The organism is Bacillus sp. MAG717A, assembly GCF_036884855.1.
Lineage (GTDB): Bacteria > Bacillota > Bacilli > Bacillales > Bacillaceae > Bacillus > Bacillus safensis.
The window spans coordinates 3,379,669-3,400,099 of sequence record NZ_CP145733.1; the positions used below are offsets into that span (position 1 = coordinate 3,379,669).

Here is a 20,431-nt window from a genome sequence, read left to right on the forward strand (position 1 = left end):
GTTTAAACCTCCTCAGCTAGCGACAAGTTTTCATTTTCAAGAATGTTGCTTTCCTCATCAAGTCCAAAGGCGACATTCTTTTCAATCCATTTACGGCGTGGTTCTACTTTGTCACCCATTAAAGTTGTGACGCGGCGTTCCACACGTGCAGCATCATCAATTTTGACCCTGACAAGTGTTCTCGATTCTGGATTCATTGTCGTTTCCCATAGCTGGTCGGCATTCATTTCACCTAACCCTTTGTAGCGCTGAATCGTGTACCCTTTTCCAACTTTCTTCAATACGTCATCCATTTCTTCATCAGACCATGCGTACTCAATAATTTCTTTTTTCCCTGAGCCTTTGCTGACTTTATATAAAGGCGGGAGTGCAATAAACACTTTGCCATGCTCAATCAGCGGCTTCATATAGCGGTAGAAGAATGTTAAGAGAAGCACTTGAATATGCGCTCCATCCGTATCCGCATCTGTCATGATCACGATTTTGTCATAATTGATGTCTTCCACATTAAAATCGACACCGACGCCTCCACCAATTGCATGAATAATGGTGTTGATTTCTTCGTTTTTGAAAATATCAGCAAGCTTTGCTTTTTCAGTATTGATGACCTTTCCGCGCAGTGGCAGAACCGCTTGGAATTTACGGTCACGTCCCTGTTTTGCTGACCCGCCCGCTGAGTCACCCTCTACTAGATATAGTTCGTTTCTTGCTGGGTTTCTAGATTGGGCTGGTGTTAATTTTCCGCTCAGCGTTGCTTCAGATTTTTTACGTTTCTTGCCGCTCCTCGCTTCTTCACGGGCTTTTCTAGCAGCTTCTCTTGCCTGCTGCGCTTTAATCGCCTTTTTCACAAGAAGAGTGGCTGTTTCCCGGTTTTCTTCAAGGAAATACGCAAGTTTTTCAGAAATAACAGCATCAACAGCTGAACGAGCCTCACTTGTCCCAAGCTTTCCTTTTGTCTGCCCTTCGAATTGAAGCAACTCTTCAGGAATTCTGACAGAAATAATAGCAGATAGTCCTTCGCGAATATCAGTGCCTTCTAAATTTTTGTCTTTTTCTTTTAAAAGAGCCACTTTGCGTGCATATTCGTTAAAGGCTCTCGTCATGGCCGTTTTGGCACCAGACTCATGTGTTCCGCCATCTTTTGTTCTGACGTTATTGACAAAGGAAAGGATATTCTCCGAGTAGCCATCGTTAAATTGAAAAGCAAAATCTACTTCAATGGACTGATGCTCTCCTTCAAATGAGACGACTTCACTTAGAACATCTTTTTCTTCATTTAGATAAGCAACAAAGGCTTCAATGCCTGTCTCATAATAAAACGTTTCTTGTACATCATGCCGTTCATCGATCAGCTCTATTTTTAACCCTTTTAATAAAAAGGCAGATTCTCTTAAACGCTCTGATAATGTATCGAAATTATAGGTCGTAACACTGAACATGGTTGGGTCCGGCTTAAAATGAATCAGTGTTCCCGTTTTTTTCGATTTTCCGACTTTTTCAAGTGATGTGACAGGTTTACCGCCGTTTTCAAAGCGCTGATGATAAATAAATCCGTCCCGTTCAATCGTGACAGTAAGCCATTCTGACAGCGCGTTCACAACCGATGCCCCAACTCCGTGAAGTCCACCACTTGTTTTATATCCACCTTGACCAAATTTTCCGCCTGCGTGCAGGACCGTTAAAATGATCTCAGGTGTCGGTTTTCCAAGCTTATGCATACCAGTAGGCATTCCCCGACCTTTATCTTGGACGGAAATGCTGTTATCTTTATGTATTTTGACAATGATATGATCTCCATGGCCAGCGAGCACTTCATCGACAGAGTTGTCTACAATCTCATAGACAAGGTGATGAAGACCGCGTGAATCCGTAGATCCAATATACATCCCTGGACGTTTACGGACCGCTTCAAGCCCCTCTAGCACCTGAATAGAATCATCGTTATAATCTACTTGCTGCTTTTTAACCAAATGCTTAATCCCCTTTCACTAACAAACATAACCGGCTAATCATCAAATGATCTCTCTAGATTTTAATGATGATCATGCTGCTCATTACTGTCCACTTTAATAAGCTGCATCATCACCATGCATGTGGGATTCACCAATACATGCTCTTTTGCACAGCTATGAGAATCATTCTACATTCTGCAATCAGAACTAGAAGTCCATTATAAACAAGACTGTTTCATAAGCCAAATGCAATCATATGATGGTTTTAGCAAAACAGAACAAATGTTCTATTTTTATCTTATCGCTCTTTTTCTCGATATGCAAGGCCGCCGATATGTCCCTGTCGCCTTATTTTATCGCTTTCTTCTAGAATCGCAAATATATTTCTGCAACAAAAAAGCAAAAATCCTTGAAAAACCAAGGATTTTTGACGAATTAATGAGTTTTTGTCATCGCATGAGCCACCTTGATACATAAATCCATGATGGCGACCTTGCCATTTTCCTCAATCAGCCTTTTCGCTTCATCGTGATATATGCCTTGCTGCGCCCAAAAAACAGGTGCGTCTATTTGGAGAAACTCTTCTGCCACCTCTGGCAAAAACTCTGAACGTCTAAAGACATTGACGATATCAACAGGCTCTTTTATGTCTTTTAAAGAAGCGACTGCTTTCACACCGAGTGCTTCATCGATTGTTGGATTCACTGGGATGATTTCATAACCGGCATCCTGCATCGCTTTAGACACCATATAAGACGTCCGGTGCGGTTGATCTGATAATCCAACAACAGCAATTCGTTTACTGCTCTTTAATATACGGCCAATTTCTTCTTTCGTAGGATTGTTCATCCAGACACTCCCTTTTCCTCTATTTTAGCGAATTTATGCTTAAAAACAAAGCTGAATCCATCTGCTTTCTTATTTTTTCAAAAAAAGTTCCCCATGTTTTTCACAAGATCATGTTAAAATGTAAGACAAGAGGGAGAATATAAAGGAGTTATGCAGATGTTAATTGCTTTGATGTTTATTTTGGCTTATCTTCTCGGCAGTATTCCATCCGGTCTCATTGTCGGGAAAGCTGCAAAGGGAATCGATATTCGTGAACACGGCAGCGGAAACCTAGGTGCGACGAATGCATTTCGTACACTTGGCGTAAAAGCAGGATCTATTGTGATTACTGCTGATATCCTAAAAGGGACGCTTGCTTCAGCTTTACCTTTTTTCATGCAGCTGGACATCCATCCCTTATTAGCAGGAGTTGCTGCTGTTATCGGTCACAGCTTTCCTGTCTTTGCAAAATTTAAAGGGGGAAAGGCAGTCGCTACATCAGGCGGTGTGCTGCTATTTTATGCCCCATTCCTATTTATCACGATGATCGCTGCTTTTTTCTTATTTTTATACATTAGTAAATATGTTTCACTATCATCTATGCTGACCGGTATCTATACATTCATTTACAGCATATTCACCAAAGACCTATTCTTAATCATTGTTGTTGCCGTTCTTGCTGGCTTTGTGATTTACAGACACATCGCCAACCTCAAACGAATTCTCAACAAAACTGAACCTAAAATCAAATGGCTCTAGCCGTTTCATTCATTTAAATATGTGGTAAAAGTAAAGAAAAGCTATTTTTGCATCCTGCATTTTAAAAAACAGCATGACTTCAAAAAGGGGCGATCACATTGAAATTAACAATAAAAGAAGATGCACTCAATTGGTACAAGGATGAATTAGATTTAGAAAAAGGTGATCAAGTTCGCTTTTTTGTGAGATATGGCGGGTGCAGTAATGTTCAAAAAGGCTTTTCTCTCGGCGTCGCAAAAGATGAACCTCAAAATGCCGGCGCAACTGCTGAAATAGAAGGTATTACTTTCTTTATTGAGGAAAGTGATATTTGGTACTTTGACAACCATGATCTGCATATTGATTATAACGAGTCCGTGAAAGAACCAGAATTTCATTATGAATAAACAAAAAAGATACCTCATCCCTCGGGTATCTTTTTTGTTTTAAACCTCAATATACAGCCCATACTCTTGAATGTTTCCTAAAGACCGTTCCTTTTGCAGAATTCTTTTTTGCGGCTCACCGATCAAGTCAAAATGAGGAAACCCTTCCCGGTCATGAATCCATTCTTTTTTTAGTCCATGTCTTTCTCCCCACTCAACTAACCGCTTCATATCCTGACAGGCTGCTTTTGTGACGGTATTGGCATTTGGAAAACGGTCATCGAGCCAGTAGTGTGTTAAAAAAGCAACTTTTCCTTCCTGGACAGCTGTTTTCCAAGCGTTTAAATCGCTTCGTTTAATACCAAAAGCCATAAATTAAACCTGCTTCTTCGACTGTTCATATACTTTATGCCAAGCAGGAAAAGCTTTTCTAAATTGAATAGGTCTAAAGGTGTCTTTATCTACACAAATATGCGAGGTTGTCCCTGTAATCGCTGTTTGTCCATCAGGTTTTTGAATTTCATAGCCATACACCGTTTTGACACCATTATATTCTTCAATCCATGTATGAACGGTTGCTGTTTCACCATACAGCAATGGTTTTTTATATTGAACCTGCAAGTCTATAACAGGTGCAAGAGCACCGTCTGCTTCTAGCTGCGCATAGGAAAACCCTAATTCTTTAATCAATGCTGTTCTGCCGACTTCCATCCAGATTAAATAATTGGCATGATATACGATGCCCATTTGATCTGTTTCTGCATAACGGACTTCTATTTCTTTTTTGGATACATACACGTTTTCATCGCTCTCCTATCAAAACCTAAGGTCTGTCTCTGCCATTTTACCACATTCCAAATGGTTCTTCTAAAAAGAGGCAATAAAATAAACCAGGAATCCCTGGTTTATTCGGTATAGCCATTCTTTCTTGCTGCTTCTTCGTCCTTGATCTCAGAACGCATCGCGTCAATACTCATTTTGCGGTTTTCGTTTTTTTGTTTGATCATTTGCTTTTCTGTCTCTGTCGAAACGGACATCGCTGCTTCAGATTCATCGATATTGTCAAGTGTGTTCTCGATCATATCTTGCAGCTTTTCAACATTATCAGAACGATCATCTGGATTGGATTGATATGACTCGTTATTCATGATGATTCCCCTCCTTATTCGCCCTTCGTCTGTATCACATCAGGCTGTTCATTTGATTTATTATGCATCTTTTTACCTTTATTCCGTTTGTATGCTACAGGTTTTGTCCCTAAATGGTCTGGTGTAAACTGCGCTTGTTTATCATGCTCTCTACCCATTATTCATCCCTCCCTCTTCTTTAGGATGAACGAAAACGGATAATTCATGACTTATTTTTGTCTAAATCGTTCTTCCAACTTTTCTTCGAGCTGGTTTAAAAATTCCTCATTGCTTAATAATTCTTTTTTATTTTCAAGCACAAGCTCTTCAAATGTGCGTCGTTTTCTTCTTCTCATTCCACTCACCTCCATATATGTATGATTACATTTTCGCCAAAACATTTGGAAAATAAGCAAAAAGAGCTGAATCAATTATAGATCCAGCTCTTTTTCAATTTCTTTTTTAGTCAGCATTTGATGCTTCACAGACATGATGCGTCCTTTTTCATCTAATATGTAGGTCGTTGGGTATGAAAGCACCTGATATCTTGCTTGAATGCCTTTTTGGTCCAATAAAACAGGAAAGCTCAGCTTTAATTCTTTTGTGAATGCTGCCACATGATCCACACTCTTTTCAGTGGTCGTCAAATTCACCGCTAGTACTTCAACTTCGTCATTTTCGCTCCTGATTGCGTCTAGATCCGGCATTTCTGTCCTGCACGGCTTACACCATGTCGCCCAGAAATTGACGAGCACCTTTTTCCCTCGGTAATCAGATAACGAGGCGGTTTTGCCGTCAAGGGTTTTTAGTTCGAAATCAGGGGCTTGATCTCCTTTTTCAAGACCGATTGCGGGCTCTTTTGGCCCAAATAAATTCCATGCAAGTAAACCAATCAACACAAGTAAAACAGCGCTTGCCATTCCTTTTTTCCACATGATTGATCCTCCACTATTTTAAAAAAGAAGAGAAAGCTGTTGAATCGCCTTCTCTTCTTTGCTGTATTAGTTGCTTGCCAATTTTTCGCGAAGTACCATTTGAAGGATACCGCCATGACGATAGTAGTCAATTTCAACTTCACTGTCAAAGCGAACGACCACTTCAAATGTTTTCTCGTTGCCATCTGTGTCAATTGCTTTCACAGTGACGAGATCACGCGGACGAACTGTTTCGTCAACATGAACTTCAAATGTTTCTGTTCCTGTTAGACCATGAGTTTCTGCACTTTCTCCGTCTTTAAACTGCAAAGGAAGTACGCCCATGAAGACAAGGTTACTTCTGTGGATACGCTCAAAGCTTTCAGCTAGAACAAATTTAATTCCAAGAAGGTTTGTTCCTTTTGCAGCCCAGTCACGTGAAGAACCCATTCCGTAATCTTTACCTGCTAAGATCGCAAGACCTGTTCCATCTTCTTTATAGCGCATGCATGCATCATAAATGGATGTCACTTCACCAGTTGGCCAGTAAGTTGTATAACCGCCTTCTGTTCCTGGTGCAATTTGGTTCTTAATACGGATGTTTGCAAAAGTACCTCTCATCATGACATGGTGGTTACCACGGCGAGATCCATATGAGTTAAAGTCTCTAGGCGACACGCCTCTTTCTTGCAAGTATTTGCCCGCAGGTGTGTCCTTACCAATCGCTCCAGCAGGAGAAATATGGTCAGTTGTGACAGAGTCACCGAACTTCGCAACTACGCGCAAGCCTTTAAGCGGTTCAACTTTACCAGGTTCAACTGATAGGTTTTCAAAGAATGGCGGGTTATCAATGTATGTGGAATTTTCATCCCATTTGTACAATGCATCATCCGTCGTTTTAATTTCATTCCAGCGGTCATTGTTGTCAAAAACAGTTTCATACTCTGAACGGAATAGCTCAGGTGTGACAGTGCTTTTAACAACGCTGTTGATTTCGTCCATTGATGGCCAAATGTCATTGAAATAAACGTTCTCGCCATTTTTATCGACACCGATAGGATCTTTTGTTAAATCAATATTTACCGTACCAGCAAGTGCATAAGCCACAACTAATGGTGGAGATGCAAGGTAGTTCCCTTTCACAAGTGGATGGATACGACCTTCAAAGTTACGGTTACCTGATAAAACAGAAGTGATCAGCAGATCATTTTCAGAGACAGCATCTTCAATTTCTTTCTCAAGCGGTCCTGAGTTTCCGATACAAGTTGTACAGCCATAACCTACAATGTTAAATCCGAGGTCTCTTAAATATGGAAGAAGTCCTGAATTCACAAGGTATCCTGTTACAACTTTAGAACCTGGCGCTAGTGACGTTTTCACGTAGTTTGGCACTTTCATACCGAGCTCACTAGCTTTCTTCGCAACAAGACCTGCTCCGATTAACACGTATGGGTTCGATGTATTCGTACAGCTCGTAATCGCTGCAATCGCAATCGCACCTGTCTTCATCACGGCTTTTTCACCGTTTGCAAGATCAAATTCGATTTGTTTATCAAGCTCTGATTTATCTAAGCCAAACCCTTGGTTACCAGCTGGGCTTTCGATGTGTTTATGGAACGTCTCTTTCATTTGAGAAAGTGGAATCAAATCTTGTGGACGTTTAGGACCAGATAAGTTTGACTCAATTTTAGAAAGATCAATTTCCACAACATCAGTAAAAATTGGTTCTTCTGCATCTGGCGTATAGAATAAGCCATTTGCACGAGAATATTCTTCAACGATATTAATTTGCTCTTCATCACGTCCAGTAAGGCGAAGGTAAGCAAGCGCTTCTTCATCTACTGGGAAGAATCCACAAGTAGCACCGTATTCTGGCGCCATGTTCGCAATTGTTGCACGATCTGCTAATGGCAATTGAGCAACACCAGGTCCGAAGAACTCAACGAACTTGTTCACTACGCCTTTTTCACGAAGGACTTGTGTGACTTTTAATGCAAGGTCAGTTGCAGTCGTTCCGTTTGGAAGCTCTCCAACTAATTTAGCACCAATAACTTCTGGTACTGGGAAGTATGAAGGCTGACCAAGCATACCAGCTTCCGCTTCGATACCGCCAACGCCCCATCCAAGTACACCGATACCGTTAATCATCGTTGTATGAGAGTCAGTTCCAACTAATGTATCTGGGTAAGTGATAATCTCGCCATCTTCTTCAATCGCATGAACAACACTTGCAAGATACTCTAAGTTCACTTGGTGAACAATTCCTGTTGCGGGCGGAACAGCTTGGTAGTTGTTAAACGCTTTCTTTGCCCAGCTAAGGAAATTATAACGCTCTGCGTTACGTTCAAATTCTAAATCCATGTTAATGTTTAATGCATCTTCAGTTCCAGCTTTATCAACCTGTACTGAGTGGTCAATAACAAGGTCAACTGGAATTTCAGGGTTGATTTTATCCGGATCCCCGCCTACATCTGCCATTGCTTTTCTTAAAGAAGCAAGGTCAACGACGGCTGGTACACCGGTGAAGTCTTGTAAAATAACACGAGAAGGTTTAAATGGAACATCAATTTCTTTTACCTCGGCAGTTCCCCATTTTGCCAAGTTTTCAACGTGTTCCTTCTTGATCACTCTACCGTCTACTTGGCGAAGCACTGATTCTAAAAGTACCTTAATGGAATAAGGCAGCTTAGAAACATTTCCGATTCCTTGTTTCTCTAGTGCTTCTAACGAATAATAGTGATACGTTTTCCCATTTGTCGAAAACGTTTTTCTAGATTGAAAAGCGTCTTGTTTAGCGACTTGCTGCTGTTTCGACATGTCCAAAATCCCCCTTTTGATGATCAAGATCAATTTCAATTCTCAGAAAAATCGTCGTATTTCACCACAATTTTCTCACAATTTCATCTTAAAACAAATTCATACATAAGTAAATAACAATGCTTTTATTAAATTCAATAAGTTTAACTTATCATTAGGAAATGATTACTCTTCATAAACGAAGCGCATCGGGTTCATACTATAAATGAGGTGAAAGAACATGACAAAACGCAAAGCAAATCATGTCATTGACGGCATGAACGCAGCCAAAAGCCAAGGTAATGGCGCAGGCTATACGGAAGATGATCAACTCGTTTTAACAGAAGAACAAAGACAAAACAATAAAAAACGCAAAAAGAATCAATAAAAAGGAGCCAAACATCATGACGAATAAAAACACAGGGAAAGACATCCGTCAAAACTCTCCTAAGGAGCATCAAGGCGGTCAGCCTGAGCCGTTATCAGGCAGTAAAAAAGTGAAAAACCGCAACCATACAAGACAAAAGCACAATTCTCATCATGATATGTAATCATTCCCCTCTCATCCCGTGACCACACGGGATGTTTTAGGTCTTTCACACATTTCCATTTTCATCATATGATTTATTATGAGATGTGATGGAGGAGTGTTTATGGAGAATGAAAAGCAATCGAATTCCTCTGATTTTCTTGAAATAGATGATTGGCTCAATGTTTTAATGGATGATCCATTTGCCTGGTATGATGAACACCTCCCAATTGATCTTTATGAAACAAGCCGTGATTATATTATCGAAATCGATGTCTCCACTTTATCGATCACTGATGTAAAGCTGACCTTCGCTGGACATGAGCTGACGTTGACTTACACAGTACAAAAGCCAAAAGGTGAAGGCGAACAGCCAGTTGAAAAAAGCGTGATACTCCCTTTTTATTTAAACGACAAAGACATTGCAACAGATTATGAAAACCAAATCATATCGATAAAAATTAAAAAATGTTCCGACCATCCAAGCGGTGCATTTTCCTTTCAAATCCCGCACTTCAAACATTAAGAGCCCACCTTCATATAGGTGGGCTCTCTTCCCGTTCGTTTCAAGTCAATACCTTTTGCGAACCACCATGGCCAAATAGTAGAGTCGCTATACAATAATGTATTCTTTTTCTACTAATCGGATTGGGTCATTCTAGTAAATGGGCGGCTATCAATGAAAAAGGGCGTTTATAGAGATAATAGACATACATTTTTGTTATTTTCTTCTATCCTCTCTTCATGTAATATAAAATAGAGAGATAAGGGGTATAAGGAGTGAGAACATGTTAAGCGGCTGGTTTTTGTGGTTCATTTTATTTTGGGGTACAGTGATGATCGGATTACTCGCAATCGGTGGCTTTTTTATGTTTCGCAAATTTTTAAAACGATTGCCAAAGGAAGATGGGAAATCAGAGCTTGATTGGCAGGATGAATATATTCAAAAGAGCCTTCACCTATGGCGGGATGAGGACAAACAGCTGTTAAATGAACTCGTATTACCTGTTCCAGAGCTGTTTAGAGATGTTGCCAAAGAAAAAATTGCAGGTAAAATTGGTGAGTTGGCATTAAAAGAACAGGCTGCCAGCATTAATTTAGACTTAATCATTCGCGGCTACATTATGGCTACACCAAAGCGGGATCATAAGTTTTTATTGAAGCGCCTTCAAGAAAAAAACATTGATCACTCGCCATATGAATCGTTATTAAAATAACCTCCTTTATTAAAAGGAGGTTTAATTCATTTGAATCTGCTGCGGATCTAATTGTTTAGACAGCTTTCTAAACGACAAATACATGGCAACCCGCCAAGGCACGATCATGCCAAAGGCAAGAATCCAAAACATCCCACTTAATGAACCATAATCAATAGAAGAACTTAGGATGGTCTTCATCCCGATACGAAGGACAAGAAGTCCAATGAGAATGAACACGAATGCTTTTGACCGTTTTAAGTAGATGTCATTGCCCCTGATTTCAAACTTCGATGTTTTGATTAAAAATATGGAGAAAAACATCCCCACTGTGATCGCTTCTAGAAATTCAGCTCCAGTTACCCGAAACATAGGAACAAAAAACATCAGTGCGCCAGTGCTCATGAAAATAGGAGGTAAAATAATTTTTTTCGCCGTTGCAGGTTTTGCAGATGACTTAATGCGAATAAACATGACGGCTACCGCCATACATACCGCAATTATAGAAGAGATTAAGATCATCATATCAAATCATTCCTTTATTCTTTAAGGTCAGCCTATGTATAATATACTCCAATTGACGAAAAAAAACCATTCGCCGCGACTGTAGAAACCGATTTCAAAAGCCTGTAAAGCCGCCAAACAATGATGAAAACATGATGATAATCCATGTCAGAAGATCAAAGAACAGCAACATCCCTACCACAATCATAATGATTCCGCCAATTCGCATAATGTGCTGCTGACGCTTTCTGATCCAAGCCATTTTCGTAATGAAAAAGGAAAGAATAAAAAACGGGACGGCAAATCCAAAGACATACGCAATCATATAGGGCACTGCCGACCCAGGATTGTTACTGGCTAGTGCGATGACAGCGGATAAAATAGGTCCTGTACAAGGTGTCCATCCAGCGGCAAAGCCCATTCCGATAAGAATGGATCCGAGAAAACCAGCAGGACGATTTTTGAACTGTATTCTCTTTTCGCCCATGAGGAAAGAAGGCTTGAAAATGCCAAGAGTCATAAAACCAAAGAAAATAATGAGGATGGCTCCAATTTGACGAATCGCTTGATGGTAATCATCAAAAAACTTCCCGACAAACGATGTCCCAAAGCCAATCGCTATAAATATAATAGAGAACCCAACTAAAAAGAATAAAGTATGAAGCAGACTTCTTCTTCTCAGCATCACCTTCTCAGATTTCACTTCATCTATACTAACGCCCGTAATATAAGATAAAAACGCTGGATAAAGCGGCAGACAGCACGGTGAAATAAAAGAAAGAAAACCTGCTCCAAATGCTAAAAAATAATTCAAATCTGTCAAAAGAACACCCCCTTCTTACAATATACAATAAGAGATGACAAAATCATTTCATTTTTTTTACATCACCTCAATAAAGATGGTCTATTCTCTTAAAACCTTATATAATTTAATTTGACATCAAGATAAATGAATCCTTTAAATTTGAAAATAAACCTTAAAATGGATATAATAGAATCGATTCTTTTTATCAAGATTTGCATGAAAGGAACATGACTTTGGTAAAAACATCATTATTAACTCAAATTGAAGAAAAAAGAGAAGAGCTGATGAAAGTTGTCTTGCATAATGGGATGACATCAACAGTGACCATCGAACATAGCCAGCAGCTAGATCATCTCCTCTTACAATATCAACGACACTTACACTCAAACTCAGCCAACTAATCATACTTCATGATATCAATCATGCCGCACCATTTTTAGAACAGTTGATATGTGTGACCATAAACGAAACAAAAACCTCTGAGATAGGGGTTTTTTGTTTTTTCACATGCTGCTTGACGCCATAATAAAAACCACTTTCCCTGCTTCATTCATGCAAGTACAGTGGTTTTAAGCGTCTGATGAAGGTGAATTGAATAAAGAAAGGACAAAGCTTGTCCATCCTTTATAACCATGTTCCATCTATGATCATAATATCGTACGTATTATTTCGCTTGGTTGTTCATGGCTTTCATCATTTGATTGATTTTCTTCTGGGACGGTTTCATGCCCATTTGCATCATCATCATTCGAAGCATTTGTTCATTAATCGGTGGATTCTTTTTCAAATAGCTCATCATATACTTACGAGCAATAAAGAATCCGAGTGCAACTCCTGCAAGCAGTGCAACAACGCCTACAAGGATGACAACCCATAAATCCATAATTCTTCCTCCTTCATGTTGTCTCGTATAAAGTGTACTAAACAAAAGGCTATTATACAACATTTCACGTTCAATTTTATTTTTTTAAACAAAATTCCTCACTTTTAATGGATTAAGCCACCCGTGCTTCTTTGAACTAAAGTCCATCGCAAGAAAACAAGGGCTGATTTTTCTCAGCACTTCAAAAAACACCGCTTCTGCCTCATAACTGCCAGTGGCAGACATTTGGATATACCGGTCTTTTATAATAAATGCTGCGGTTCCTTTTCCATCTGGTAAGGAAGCGCTGTAAATCGAGCCTATTTGTGTATAGTGAATGTTCGTTAAGTTATTCATGAGACGCTGGTGCATATGAAAAGCAGGGATTCGTTTCGTCACATAATCCACTTGCTTCACAAGCATAACTAACTCATCGTCGGTGCGATTCGTCCAGTGTAACGACTCAAACAAATGAAACAAAATCGATTCTCTGCCAAAATAGTGATGTGCAAATTCATCCTCAATCCAATAAATATAATAATGGCGTTCCATGTCTATCCCTTCCTTTCACATTTCGTCAATCTCGTTTATTGCTTGTATTATACAAAAATGTGAAAGAAAGAATTGTCTATATATGAAGCAAGAAGAAACTAGTTTTGTCAAAAAAACAAGAAAAAAGAAAAAAGTTTGCAGAGCGGATGAAAATGCTCTGCAAACAGCTAGCAAAAAAGCATGATGCTTGGAGTTCGTTTATTTATTCAGCTTCGCTTTCACACGGCTGACTACATTGCTGACAGTAAATCCGTATTTCTCGATAATGGTTTCACCTGGTGCAGAAGCGCCAAATTTATCAATTGCAATCACGTCACCATCAAGACCAGTGTAACGCTCCCAGCCAAGTGAAGCACCCATTTCAATTGCAATACGTGCACGTACTGCTTTAGGAAGAACGGATTCTTTGTATTCGTCTGACTGCTGATCGAAGCGATCCCATGCAGGAAGGCTGACAACAGATGCGCGGATGCCCTCTTTTTCAAGTGCCTTTTGCGCTTCAATGGCTAAACCAACCTCAGATCCTGAAGCGAGTAGAAGTGCTTCTGGCTGTGCATCAGCTGCTTCAACCACAACGTATCCACCCTTTTCTACTCCCTCATATGCCTTCTCTGGTGCCTGGTCAATCGTTGGAAGGTTTTGACGAGTAAGAACTAGTGCAGTCGGTTTATCCGTTGAAGATACAGCTAGTTTCCACGCTGCAGCTGTTTCATTTCCATCTGCTGGGCGAATAACGGAAAGGTTAGGCATCGCACGCAGTGAAGCAAGCTGTTCAACCGGTTCATGTGTTGGACCATCTTCACCAACAGCAATACTATCATGAGTAAAGACGTAAGTGACTGGAAGTCCCATTAAGGCAGCAAGACGAATCGCTGGTCTTAAGTAATCTGAGAAAACAAAGAATGTTCCGCCGAATACACGAAGACCGCCGTGAAGTGCCATACCATTGAGCGCCGCACCCATTGCAAATTCTCTGACACCGAACCAAATGTTTTTGCCGGCATAATTATTTTTTCCGAAATCATCCGTGTTTTTAATCGTTGTTTTATTTGATCCAGCAAGGTCAGCAGATCCGCCAATAAAGAAAGGTACTTGCTTCGCAATGCCATTTAACACTTCACCTGAAGATGCGCGGGAGGCAAGGCTTGAACCTGCTTCATAAACTGGAACCTCTTGATCCCAATTCTCAGGAAGCTCTCCTTCAATCGCAAGCTTCAGCTGTGCTGCCAGCTCTGGATATTCTTTTTCGTATTGCGCAAACAGCTCATTCCAAGCTGCTTCTTTTTTCTGTCCAGCGTCTTTGACAGCTTCTTTGAAATGATCGTACACTTCAGAAGGTACATGGAAATCTTCTTCAAACGTCCAAGAGTAAGCATCCTTCGTAAGCTTTGCTTCCTCGCTGCCAAGCGGTGCACCATGCACACCAGACGTTCCCGCACGGTTTGGCGATCCGAAACCGATCGTTGTCTTCACTTCGATTAATGTAGGTCTATCTGTGCTTTGTTTCGCCTTTTCAATAGCAGCTGTTACTTCTTCGATGTTGTTGCCGTCTTTCACGTAAAGAACTTCCCAGTTCATCGCTTCAAAACGATTCTTCACATTTTCAGAGAATGAACGATCTAAGTCGCCATCTAAAGAAATGTCATTTGAATCGTAAAGAACGATTAAACGGCCTAAGCCTAAATGACCAGCAAGTGAAGCAGCTTCAGAGGAAATTCCCTCCATTAAGTCTCCATCTCCGCAAATGCTGTATGTATAGTGGTCTACAACCTGAAAGTTGTCTTTGTTATACGTTTCCGCAAGATGTCTTTCTGCAAGTGCCATTCCTACTGCCATAGCAATTCCCTGGCCTAAAGGACCTGTTGTGGCATCTACGCCTTCTGTGTGTCCAAATTCAGGATGTCCAGGTGTTTTGCTTCCCCATTGGCGGAATTGTTTTAAATCGTCGATGCTCAGATTGTATCCGCTTAAATGAAGCATGCTGTATAGAAGCATAGAACCATGTCCCGCAGATAAAACAAAGCGGTCTCTGTTAAACCAATTTGGATTTTGCGGACTTACGTTTAAGTGATTCGTCCATAAAGCGTACGCCATTGGTGCAGCACCCATCGGCATTCCAGGGTGACCGGAATTCGCTTTTTCAATTGCGTCTATGGAGAGAGTACGTATTGTTGCAATAGATTTCAATTCAATCGTTTCCATATAAATCCCCTTCCGTATCTTGTGTACACCATTATCATAAATCTACTGTCCTTTTTTCACAACTATTTCACGCTGAAAAAGAAGGATTTTGTCACATTTAGTTTATCGATCACCTAAAAAGTTATGCAAATATGAAAAAAGACGAGAATATCCTTCCCATCTTTTCAAAATTCAAGAAATCACAGCCTTAATGAAGGTTCTGATCTTTTTCTCTTTTTAATTTTTCTGGTGTTACATCGTTTCCTTCAGGATCAACAATCTTGACAGTTTTAAGTGTATTTTTCATAGAAGAACGAAAAGCTTTCAAATACTCTTCTCTCAACTGCTTTTGTTCTGTTTTTTCAGCGTCTGATAAACCGGTCTCTTTCGACTTTTTTGAAAGCTCATTTATTCTTGCAAGCTGTTCTTTAGAAATCATGACAAACTCCTTTAAAGCATTTTCTCTACATACTACTAAATATCAATCATTTTGACAACAAATCACGCTTTAGGTGGTAAGGCCTTTTTCATATTCTTGATACCTTCTATGCACCGTTGCTTTTGAAATGTCAAAACCTAATGCCTGAAGAGTGGCGGCAATTTCGGCGAATGTCATGTTGTTTTTTCTTAATCGAACAATTTCTGAAATCGGCACTTCAATACGCTCACGGCCAGGTGCATGGTCCTGCTGCCTTAAATTCAGTTCAGGCTGATATCCGCGCTCAACTGCCCTTTTCATTCCCCGCTTGATTTTCAGGTTATGAATTTTCCGTTGATACTCTTCTACGACTCCTACAATCTCAATGACCATTTCATCTGCTTCTGAAAGCTCAAGCTCTCCTCTATGAAACACGCTGTATACCTTTACGTTCTCTTTAAATAGACAATGAAGAAGTGCAATTTTTGCTTGTCCTCTTCCAAGACGAGTTTCATCCTGGATCAGAACGGCATCGATTGACTCTTCCTTCAGTGCAGCAAGCATTTCAAACACACCATCACGATCTAGATCATATCCACTCGCTTTTTCTTTGATGACTTTGACCACATTCATCTTGTGCATGGCAGCTAACGCTAGCAGTTCTTCTTCTTGTCTTTTCAGCGAGGTTTCCTGCTCTTCTTTGACAGTGCTTACTCTCGCATAAATGATTGCGTTCATGTCTAAAATCGACCTTTCTACTGTACTGTTGCAAGTTGATATACGACTGGATGCTCTTTTTTGACGGGTATGACAAGAATGTCTCCAGGCTGGATTTCAGTTGAAGCAAGATCATTGTGTTCTGTCACCCAGTCAATAAATGCATTTTTGTCGATTGATTTGCTGTCGTTTACTTGATCAGCTAACCCCCAAAGAGTATCACCTGATTGAACCTCTATTTTAACATACTGATTTGAATCATTATGGCTTGTGACTGCAATAAGTGAGAGAAATATGCCAACGATGAATGAGAATACCCCAATAAAAATAATAGATTCTTTTAACCTCATAATGTCATCTCTCCTAACAGAATATGTGTTCGCTCTTTCTGTCACTCATTATAAATACGAACAAACGTTTCTGTCAAACGTTTTTTTCGAACCTATGTTTGTACTATTAGGAAAAACATGCTATAATTTCTTTAAAATTGACGTTTTGAGGTGCAAAAGATGACGAAGCTATCAAAAAGACAACTCGATATCCTGAAATTCATCAAAGATGAAGTAAAAAGCAAGGGTTATCCCCCATCCGTCCGTGAAATTGGAGAAGCTGTCGGTCTAGCATCCAGTTCAACGGTCCATGGACATTTAGCTAGACTAGAAACAAAGGGCTTAATTAGAAGAGACCCGACAAAACCTAGAGCGATCGAAGTACTTGATGAAGAAGAAATGAATATTCCAAAGAGTGCTGTAATGAACGTTCCAGTCATCGGAAAAGTAACGGCCGGCCTTCCTATTACAGCTGTTGAGAATGTAGAAGAATACTTCCCTCTTCCAGAGACTTTTGCAGCACCAGATGAACAAGTATTTATGCTTGAAATTATGGGAGAAAGTATGATTGATGCAGGTATTTTGGACAAGGACTATGTCATTGTGCGTCAGCAAAGCACCGCTAACAATGGAGATATTGTTGTCGCCATGACAGAGGAAGATGAAGCGACAGTGAAACGCTTTTATAAAGAAGATACACACTTTAGATTACAGCCAGAGAACCCATCAATGGAACCGATTATTTTACAGAATGTGAGTATACTAGGTAAAGTGATTGGCGTATTTCGAAATATTCATTAAAAAAAGCCGGTATTTCATCAGCTGCTGATGAGAACCGGCTTTTTCTTATGCACAAGAATAGGCAAGAATACTTGAACTTGGGAAGGAACCAAATGTAAAGTTCGGCCATATAAAGCCAGTAGTTCGACCAAATGGCTGTGAAGAAAGGATATACATTAAAAATACTTGACCGTTTCTCAAAAGCACAATTGTCCATCTTCTATTACATCCCGCTGCAAATTGTACAGTTTGATGGCCTCCGCCAACACCTTGCCCAGATATAAGGGACTGCATACTTTGTGGCTGAGAGAGTGCTTGCTGATACTGCGAAATGATATGCTGCGGCGGTGCCGGCGGTGCTGAGTGTCCGCCTGAACCTTGCCCTGGCCAAGTACCTCCTCCTCCGATCGGAAACCCAGGAAACCCTCCACCTTGAGGAATACCAACAGAGGGAAATCCTTGCATCTGCCTATCATATGAGTACCCATTCCACACACCTTCATACGGATGATACATAATAAACACCACTTTCTTTAGACATTCATCACGACAGTATATGTCATAAATAAAAAAAGTGTGTTAAACGTCTAAATAGAAATTTTTCCAAAAGACGTTTCGTTCTTCTTTAGAACGGTTAAATAATCATTAAGAAGAAAAATAAAAAAAAATGAAAACTTTTTGTCTCCCTCAAACGTTATATAATTAGAAACATAAGAAATAAAAATCATTTAGATTTAATACTTGTAATATCACTGTAATTATTGTAACATTTGTAACATAAGAAGTTTTCATTGAGAAAAGGAGGCAATTGCCTTGAAAAAATTATTTGTTTTATTAACTGCTATTATGCTTATGATCTCATTACAAACTACAACATTGGCCGCTTCCAAGAAATCAGCCGCTTTGACAAATAAAGAAGCGTTACATATTGCCCTTGATGCAAGAGAACACTTTTGGAGTGCAATGTCAGGCTACAAAGTTAAAGAACATTCTAATTACAAATTAAAATCATTTACCTATAAAGATATGACATACAACTATCTTTCTAAAACATTTGATACAAAGAAAAAATTAAACAGCTACCTATCTCAGGTGTTCACTCAAGATGCCATCAAACATGGTTTAAAAGATTATCAGTTCATTGTTCATAAAGGCAAAATGGCTGTTCCAGTCGGTGACGGAGACAACATGCTCAATTGGGAAAAAGCCACACCTAAACTTGTTTCTAAGAAACAAACAGTCCGCACATATGAATTTACTGTCCCAACACTTGATGGACGCAAAGTAAAACGAACTGTTACGTACGAAAAAGTACAAAAAGATTGGAAAGTCACACAAATTGACGCTGTCATCTAAATAAAAAACCAGGCCTCTCATCGGCCTGGTTTTTATATTGGAGAAAATTCAGTCATGCGGTCCAGCGCGTGAGCAAGTGATGATGCCGTGCGGAATTCATTAAAAGGAAGCCCGAGCTGTACTGCTGTTTGAGCAATTTCTGGTCTAATTCCTGAAATGGTCGTCTCTACTCCAATTAACCGAAGTGATGTGACAAGATCAAAGATTTGATGAGCCACCATTGTATCAATAATGACAACACCAGATAGATCAATACATAAATGCTGAACCCCTTTTTGCGAGCACTGTTTTAGCGTATTTTCTAAAATAATCTTTGCTCTCGCTGTGTCAATATCACCTACTAAAGGCAACAACGCAATCTGGCTTTTTAAAACAATCACCGGTGAACTCAATTCATAAATCATATCTCTTTGAGCCACAAGCTTCTTCGTTGTATTTTTCACATATTGCTGGATAAACACATGGATTGAAATATTAAACGCTTCGGAAATTAAATCATACCAATAAAAAATGCGGTCAATATCAATGTCACCTTGACGCTGTTTAATAAATTCTTTTAAGTAATGCAGAACGACTCTTTGATTAGACATGTATTCTCTTACGACATAATCTAATGGTGTATTTAAATGCTTCGGGTCACTGGCTAAATCCTCAGACCACTTTTTAAATTCAGTATGTAAATATGTCTTGTCTTCAATAATAGCTCGTATAAAATGCTGGTAATAATCTTGATTTTGCCGTTTTAGCTCTGCAATGATGCTGGAATCTGTTGAACGATATATCGATTCTGGATCATCGTCCTCAATTGATTCATACCATGTTTCAGTCAGCTTCTCTGCATGCTGCATAAAAAAATCGTATAATGCACGGTTCTTATCCATAAGTAAATGTCCCTTCACATTTTCTTCTTGTCAGTCTTTGTACCTTATAGATTGATTGTACCACTGAATCTTTTTTCCCTGCCAGCTCGGATACGCTCTGATGATAAACAAAAAGAGCCTCCCACTCTAAGGAGACTCTTTCTAGATTTATTTCACAATGAATAATATTCTTTTCCCATCAGGAAATCCGCTGATTTGGTGTCCGACCCATGAGCCTGCTCCCCTATTATCAGATGGACTGACATATTGAACGCTTGCGCCTTTTCCTCCCTCAAGACAAACCGCCATTGGCCATTCATCCCGGTCAAAGCCAGGTTTTGTCGGAATCCCTTTTAATGATTCTTGCCTGCGGGCATCTGCTCCATTTCGATCAATGGTACACACATCTGAATGCCCTTTTCGAATGGCTTCTTGAATATGACTGCCTGTTTCAGGGTACCTTTCCTTTGGAAATTGAACGACATAATCATATCGATCAGCCCCTTTTGCTGCCTGCTTCTCTCCAAATCCACCTAACAACATACCCATCCATATCACAAAACATAAGGCGACAGCAGCGATCCAGGCTCTTTTCATCTTC

The 20,431-nt window shown here is 39.8% G+C and carries 29 protein-coding genes; 9 read left to right on the forward strand and 20 right to left on the reverse strand.

The annotated features are described in order from the left end of the window. Positions 1-2 precede the first annotated feature (2 nt). Together parE and V6Z54_RS17500 are read right to left on the reverse strand one after the other, a co-directional pair. Positions 3-1,970 carry a DNA topoisomerase IV subunit B gene (gene parE / locus V6Z54_RS17495; protein ID WP_039178939.1) on the reverse strand — a complete coding sequence of 656 codons (1,968 nt, stop codon included), beginning with the start codon at positions 1,968-1,970 and terminating at the stop codon, positions 3-5. 417 nt (positions 1,971-2,387) lie between these two features. After that, entirely contained in the window at positions 2,388-2,801 is a 414-nt protein-coding gene (locus V6Z54_RS17500; protein ID WP_041085137.1) for a CoA-binding protein, read from the reverse strand. A gap of 156 nt (positions 2,802-2,957) precedes the next feature. Between V6Z54_RS17500 and plsY the strand changes: the two genes are divergently transcribed. Further along, complete coding sequence (plsY, locus tag V6Z54_RS17505) at positions 2,958-3,539, forward strand: glycerol-3-phosphate 1-O-acyltransferase PlsY (RefSeq protein WP_024425146.1); 582 nt, start codon at positions 2,958-2,960, stop codon at positions 3,537-3,539. A gap of 98 nt (positions 3,540-3,637) precedes the next feature. Then, positions 3,638-3,925: a HesB/YadR/YfhF family protein gene (locus tag V6Z54_RS17510; RefSeq protein ID WP_024425145.1), complete on the forward strand. Its 288-nt coding sequence runs from the start codon at positions 3,638-3,640 to the stop codon at positions 3,923-3,925. A gap of 39 nt (positions 3,926-3,964) precedes the next feature. Here V6Z54_RS17510 and V6Z54_RS17515 read toward each other — a convergent pair whose 3' ends face one another. From V6Z54_RS17515 to acnA, 7 genes are all read right to left on the reverse strand, one after another. Next, positions 3,965-4,276 (reverse strand): hypothetical protein, encoded by a 312-nt coding sequence (locus V6Z54_RS17515; protein WP_039178934.1) that lies wholly within the window; start codon positions 4,274-4,276, stop codon positions 3,965-3,967. 3 nt (positions 4,277-4,279) lie between these two features. Then, on the reverse strand, positions 4,280-4,702 hold the full coding sequence (locus V6Z54_RS17520) for a thioesterase family protein (protein WP_024425143.1): 423 nt from the start codon (positions 4,700-4,702) through the stop codon (positions 4,280-4,282). Positions 4,703-4,809: 107 nt separating this feature from the next. After that, positions 4,810-5,052: a small acid-soluble spore protein Tlp gene (gene tlp, locus V6Z54_RS17525; RefSeq protein ID WP_024427090.1), complete on the reverse strand. Its 243-nt coding sequence runs from the start codon at positions 5,050-5,052 to the stop codon at positions 4,810-4,812. A 14-nt stretch (positions 5,053-5,066) separates the two neighbouring features. Then, a complete protein-coding gene (locus tag V6Z54_RS17530) occupies positions 5,067-5,210 on the reverse strand; it encodes an acid-soluble spore protein N (RefSeq protein ID WP_008357830.1) in 144 nt (47 codons plus the stop codon). Between the two features lie 51 nt (positions 5,211-5,261). Then, complete coding sequence (locus tag V6Z54_RS17535; protein ID WP_003211002.1) at positions 5,262-5,387, reverse strand: FbpB family small basic protein; 126 nt, start codon at positions 5,385-5,387, stop codon at positions 5,262-5,264. Positions 5,388-5,462: 75 nt separating this feature from the next. Next, positions 5,463-5,966, reverse strand: a complete 504-nt coding sequence (locus V6Z54_RS17540; RefSeq protein ID WP_041085136.1) for a TlpA disulfide reductase family protein — start codon at positions 5,964-5,966, stop codon at positions 5,463-5,465. A gap of 66 nt (positions 5,967-6,032) precedes the next feature. Then, positions 6,033-8,762, reverse strand: a complete 2,730-nt coding sequence (gene acnA / locus V6Z54_RS17545; RefSeq protein ID WP_039178925.1) for an aconitate hydratase AcnA — start codon at positions 8,760-8,762, stop codon at positions 6,033-6,035. Positions 8,763-8,982: 220 nt separating this feature from the next. On the opposite strand from acnA, the gene sspO reads away from it, so the two are divergent. From sspO to V6Z54_RS17565, 4 genes are all read left to right on the forward strand, one after another. Continuing rightward, the gene (gene sspO, locus V6Z54_RS17550; RefSeq protein WP_039178922.1) at positions 8,983-9,129 is read left to right on the forward strand and encodes a small acid-soluble spore protein O; all 147 of its coding nucleotides are present in this window, start codon (positions 8,983-8,985) and stop codon (positions 9,127-9,129) included. Positions 9,130-9,145: 16 nt separating this feature from the next. After that, positions 9,146-9,292: a small acid-soluble spore protein P gene (locus V6Z54_RS17555; RefSeq protein WP_003211331.1), complete on the forward strand. Its 147-nt coding sequence runs from the start codon at positions 9,146-9,148 to the stop codon at positions 9,290-9,292. Positions 9,293-9,394: 102 nt separating this feature from the next. Next, a complete protein-coding gene (locus V6Z54_RS17560; protein ID WP_338527549.1) occupies positions 9,395-9,796 on the forward strand; it encodes an Hsp20/alpha crystallin family protein in 402 nt (133 codons plus the stop codon). 262 nt (positions 9,797-10,058) lie between these two features. Then, positions 10,059-10,487: a DUF2621 domain-containing protein gene (locus tag V6Z54_RS17565; protein ID WP_024427086.1), complete on the forward strand. Its 429-nt coding sequence runs from the start codon at positions 10,059-10,061 to the stop codon at positions 10,485-10,487. A gap of 21 nt (positions 10,488-10,508) precedes the next feature. Here V6Z54_RS17565 and V6Z54_RS17570 read toward each other — a convergent pair whose 3' ends face one another. Continuing rightward, positions 10,509-10,991, reverse strand: coding sequence for a CcdC protein domain-containing protein (locus V6Z54_RS17570; protein WP_024425136.1), 483 nt, complete (start codon positions 10,989-10,991; stop codon positions 10,509-10,511). A 94-nt stretch (positions 10,992-11,085) separates the two neighbouring features. Beyond that, the gene (locus tag V6Z54_RS17575; protein ID WP_073979990.1) at positions 11,086-11,793 is read right to left on the reverse strand and encodes a cytochrome c biogenesis protein CcdA; all 708 of its coding nucleotides are present in this window, start codon (positions 11,791-11,793) and stop codon (positions 11,086-11,088) included. 215 nt (positions 11,794-12,008) lie between these two features. On the opposite strand from V6Z54_RS17575, the gene V6Z54_RS17580 reads away from it, so the two are divergent. Continuing rightward, complete coding sequence (locus tag V6Z54_RS17580) at positions 12,009-12,176, forward strand: aspartyl-phosphate phosphatase Spo0E family protein (protein WP_008343814.1); 168 nt, start codon at positions 12,009-12,011, stop codon at positions 12,174-12,176. Positions 12,177-12,439: 263 nt separating this feature from the next. On the opposite strand, the gene V6Z54_RS17585 is transcribed toward V6Z54_RS17580, so the two are convergent. The 6 genes from V6Z54_RS17585 to yneA all read right to left on the reverse strand — a co-directional run bounded on the left by V6Z54_RS17585 (position 12,440) and on the right by yneA (position 16,855). After that, the gene (locus V6Z54_RS17585; protein WP_003212379.1) at positions 12,440-12,658 is read right to left on the reverse strand and encodes a YneF family protein; all 219 of its coding nucleotides are present in this window, start codon (positions 12,656-12,658) and stop codon (positions 12,440-12,442) included. 84 nt (positions 12,659-12,742) lie between these two features. Further along, entirely contained in the window at positions 12,743-13,189 is a 447-nt protein-coding gene (sirA, locus tag V6Z54_RS17590; RefSeq protein ID WP_338527550.1) for a sporulation inhibitor of replication protein SirA, read from the reverse strand. 198 nt (positions 13,190-13,387) lie between these two features. After that, positions 13,388-15,391 carry a transketolase gene (gene tkt, locus V6Z54_RS17595; RefSeq protein WP_041085134.1) on the reverse strand — a complete coding sequence of 668 codons (2,004 nt, stop codon included), beginning with the start codon at positions 15,389-15,391 and terminating at the stop codon, positions 13,388-13,390. Between the two features lie 187 nt (positions 15,392-15,578). Further along, complete coding sequence (locus tag V6Z54_RS17600; protein WP_024425132.1) at positions 15,579-15,809, reverse strand: DUF896 domain-containing protein; 231 nt, start codon at positions 15,807-15,809, stop codon at positions 15,579-15,581. 69 nt (positions 15,810-15,878) lie between these two features. Continuing rightward, the gene (locus V6Z54_RS17605) at positions 15,879-16,526 is read right to left on the reverse strand and encodes a recombinase family protein (RefSeq protein WP_073979991.1); all 648 of its coding nucleotides are present in this window, start codon (positions 16,524-16,526) and stop codon (positions 15,879-15,881) included. A 17-nt stretch (positions 16,527-16,543) separates the two neighbouring features. Then, positions 16,544-16,855 (reverse strand): cell division suppressor protein YneA, encoded by a 312-nt coding sequence (yneA, locus tag V6Z54_RS17610; protein WP_024425130.1) that lies wholly within the window; start codon positions 16,853-16,855, stop codon positions 16,544-16,546. A gap of 159 nt (positions 16,856-17,014) precedes the next feature. Here yneA and lexA point away from each other — a divergent pair, with 159 nt between their 5' ends. Continuing rightward, a complete protein-coding gene (gene lexA / locus V6Z54_RS17615; protein ID WP_024425129.1) occupies positions 17,015-17,635 on the forward strand; it encodes a transcriptional repressor LexA in 621 nt (206 codons plus the stop codon). A 45-nt stretch (positions 17,636-17,680) separates the two neighbouring features. Here lexA and V6Z54_RS17620 read toward each other — a convergent pair whose 3' ends face one another. After that, entirely contained in the window at positions 17,681-18,130 is a 450-nt protein-coding gene (locus tag V6Z54_RS17620) for a hypothetical protein (protein WP_041085131.1), read from the reverse strand. A gap of 297 nt (positions 18,131-18,427) precedes the next feature. Between V6Z54_RS17620 and V6Z54_RS17625 the strand changes: the two genes are divergently transcribed. Next, positions 18,428-18,970: an IseA DL-endopeptidase inhibitor family protein gene (locus V6Z54_RS17625; protein ID WP_041085130.1), complete on the forward strand. Its 543-nt coding sequence runs from the start codon at positions 18,428-18,430 to the stop codon at positions 18,968-18,970. A gap of 32 nt (positions 18,971-19,002) precedes the next feature. Here V6Z54_RS17625 and V6Z54_RS17630 read toward each other — a convergent pair whose 3' ends face one another. Then, positions 19,003-19,851: an STAS domain-containing protein gene (locus V6Z54_RS17630; protein ID WP_039178899.1), complete on the reverse strand. Its 849-nt coding sequence runs from the start codon at positions 19,849-19,851 to the stop codon at positions 19,003-19,005. 147 nt (positions 19,852-19,998) lie between these two features. Beyond that, positions 19,999-20,379: a NucA/NucB deoxyribonuclease domain-containing protein gene (locus V6Z54_RS17635; RefSeq protein ID WP_241768888.1), complete on the reverse strand. Its 381-nt coding sequence runs from the start codon at positions 20,377-20,379 to the stop codon at positions 19,999-20,001. Positions 20,380-20,431 lie beyond the last annotated feature (52 nt).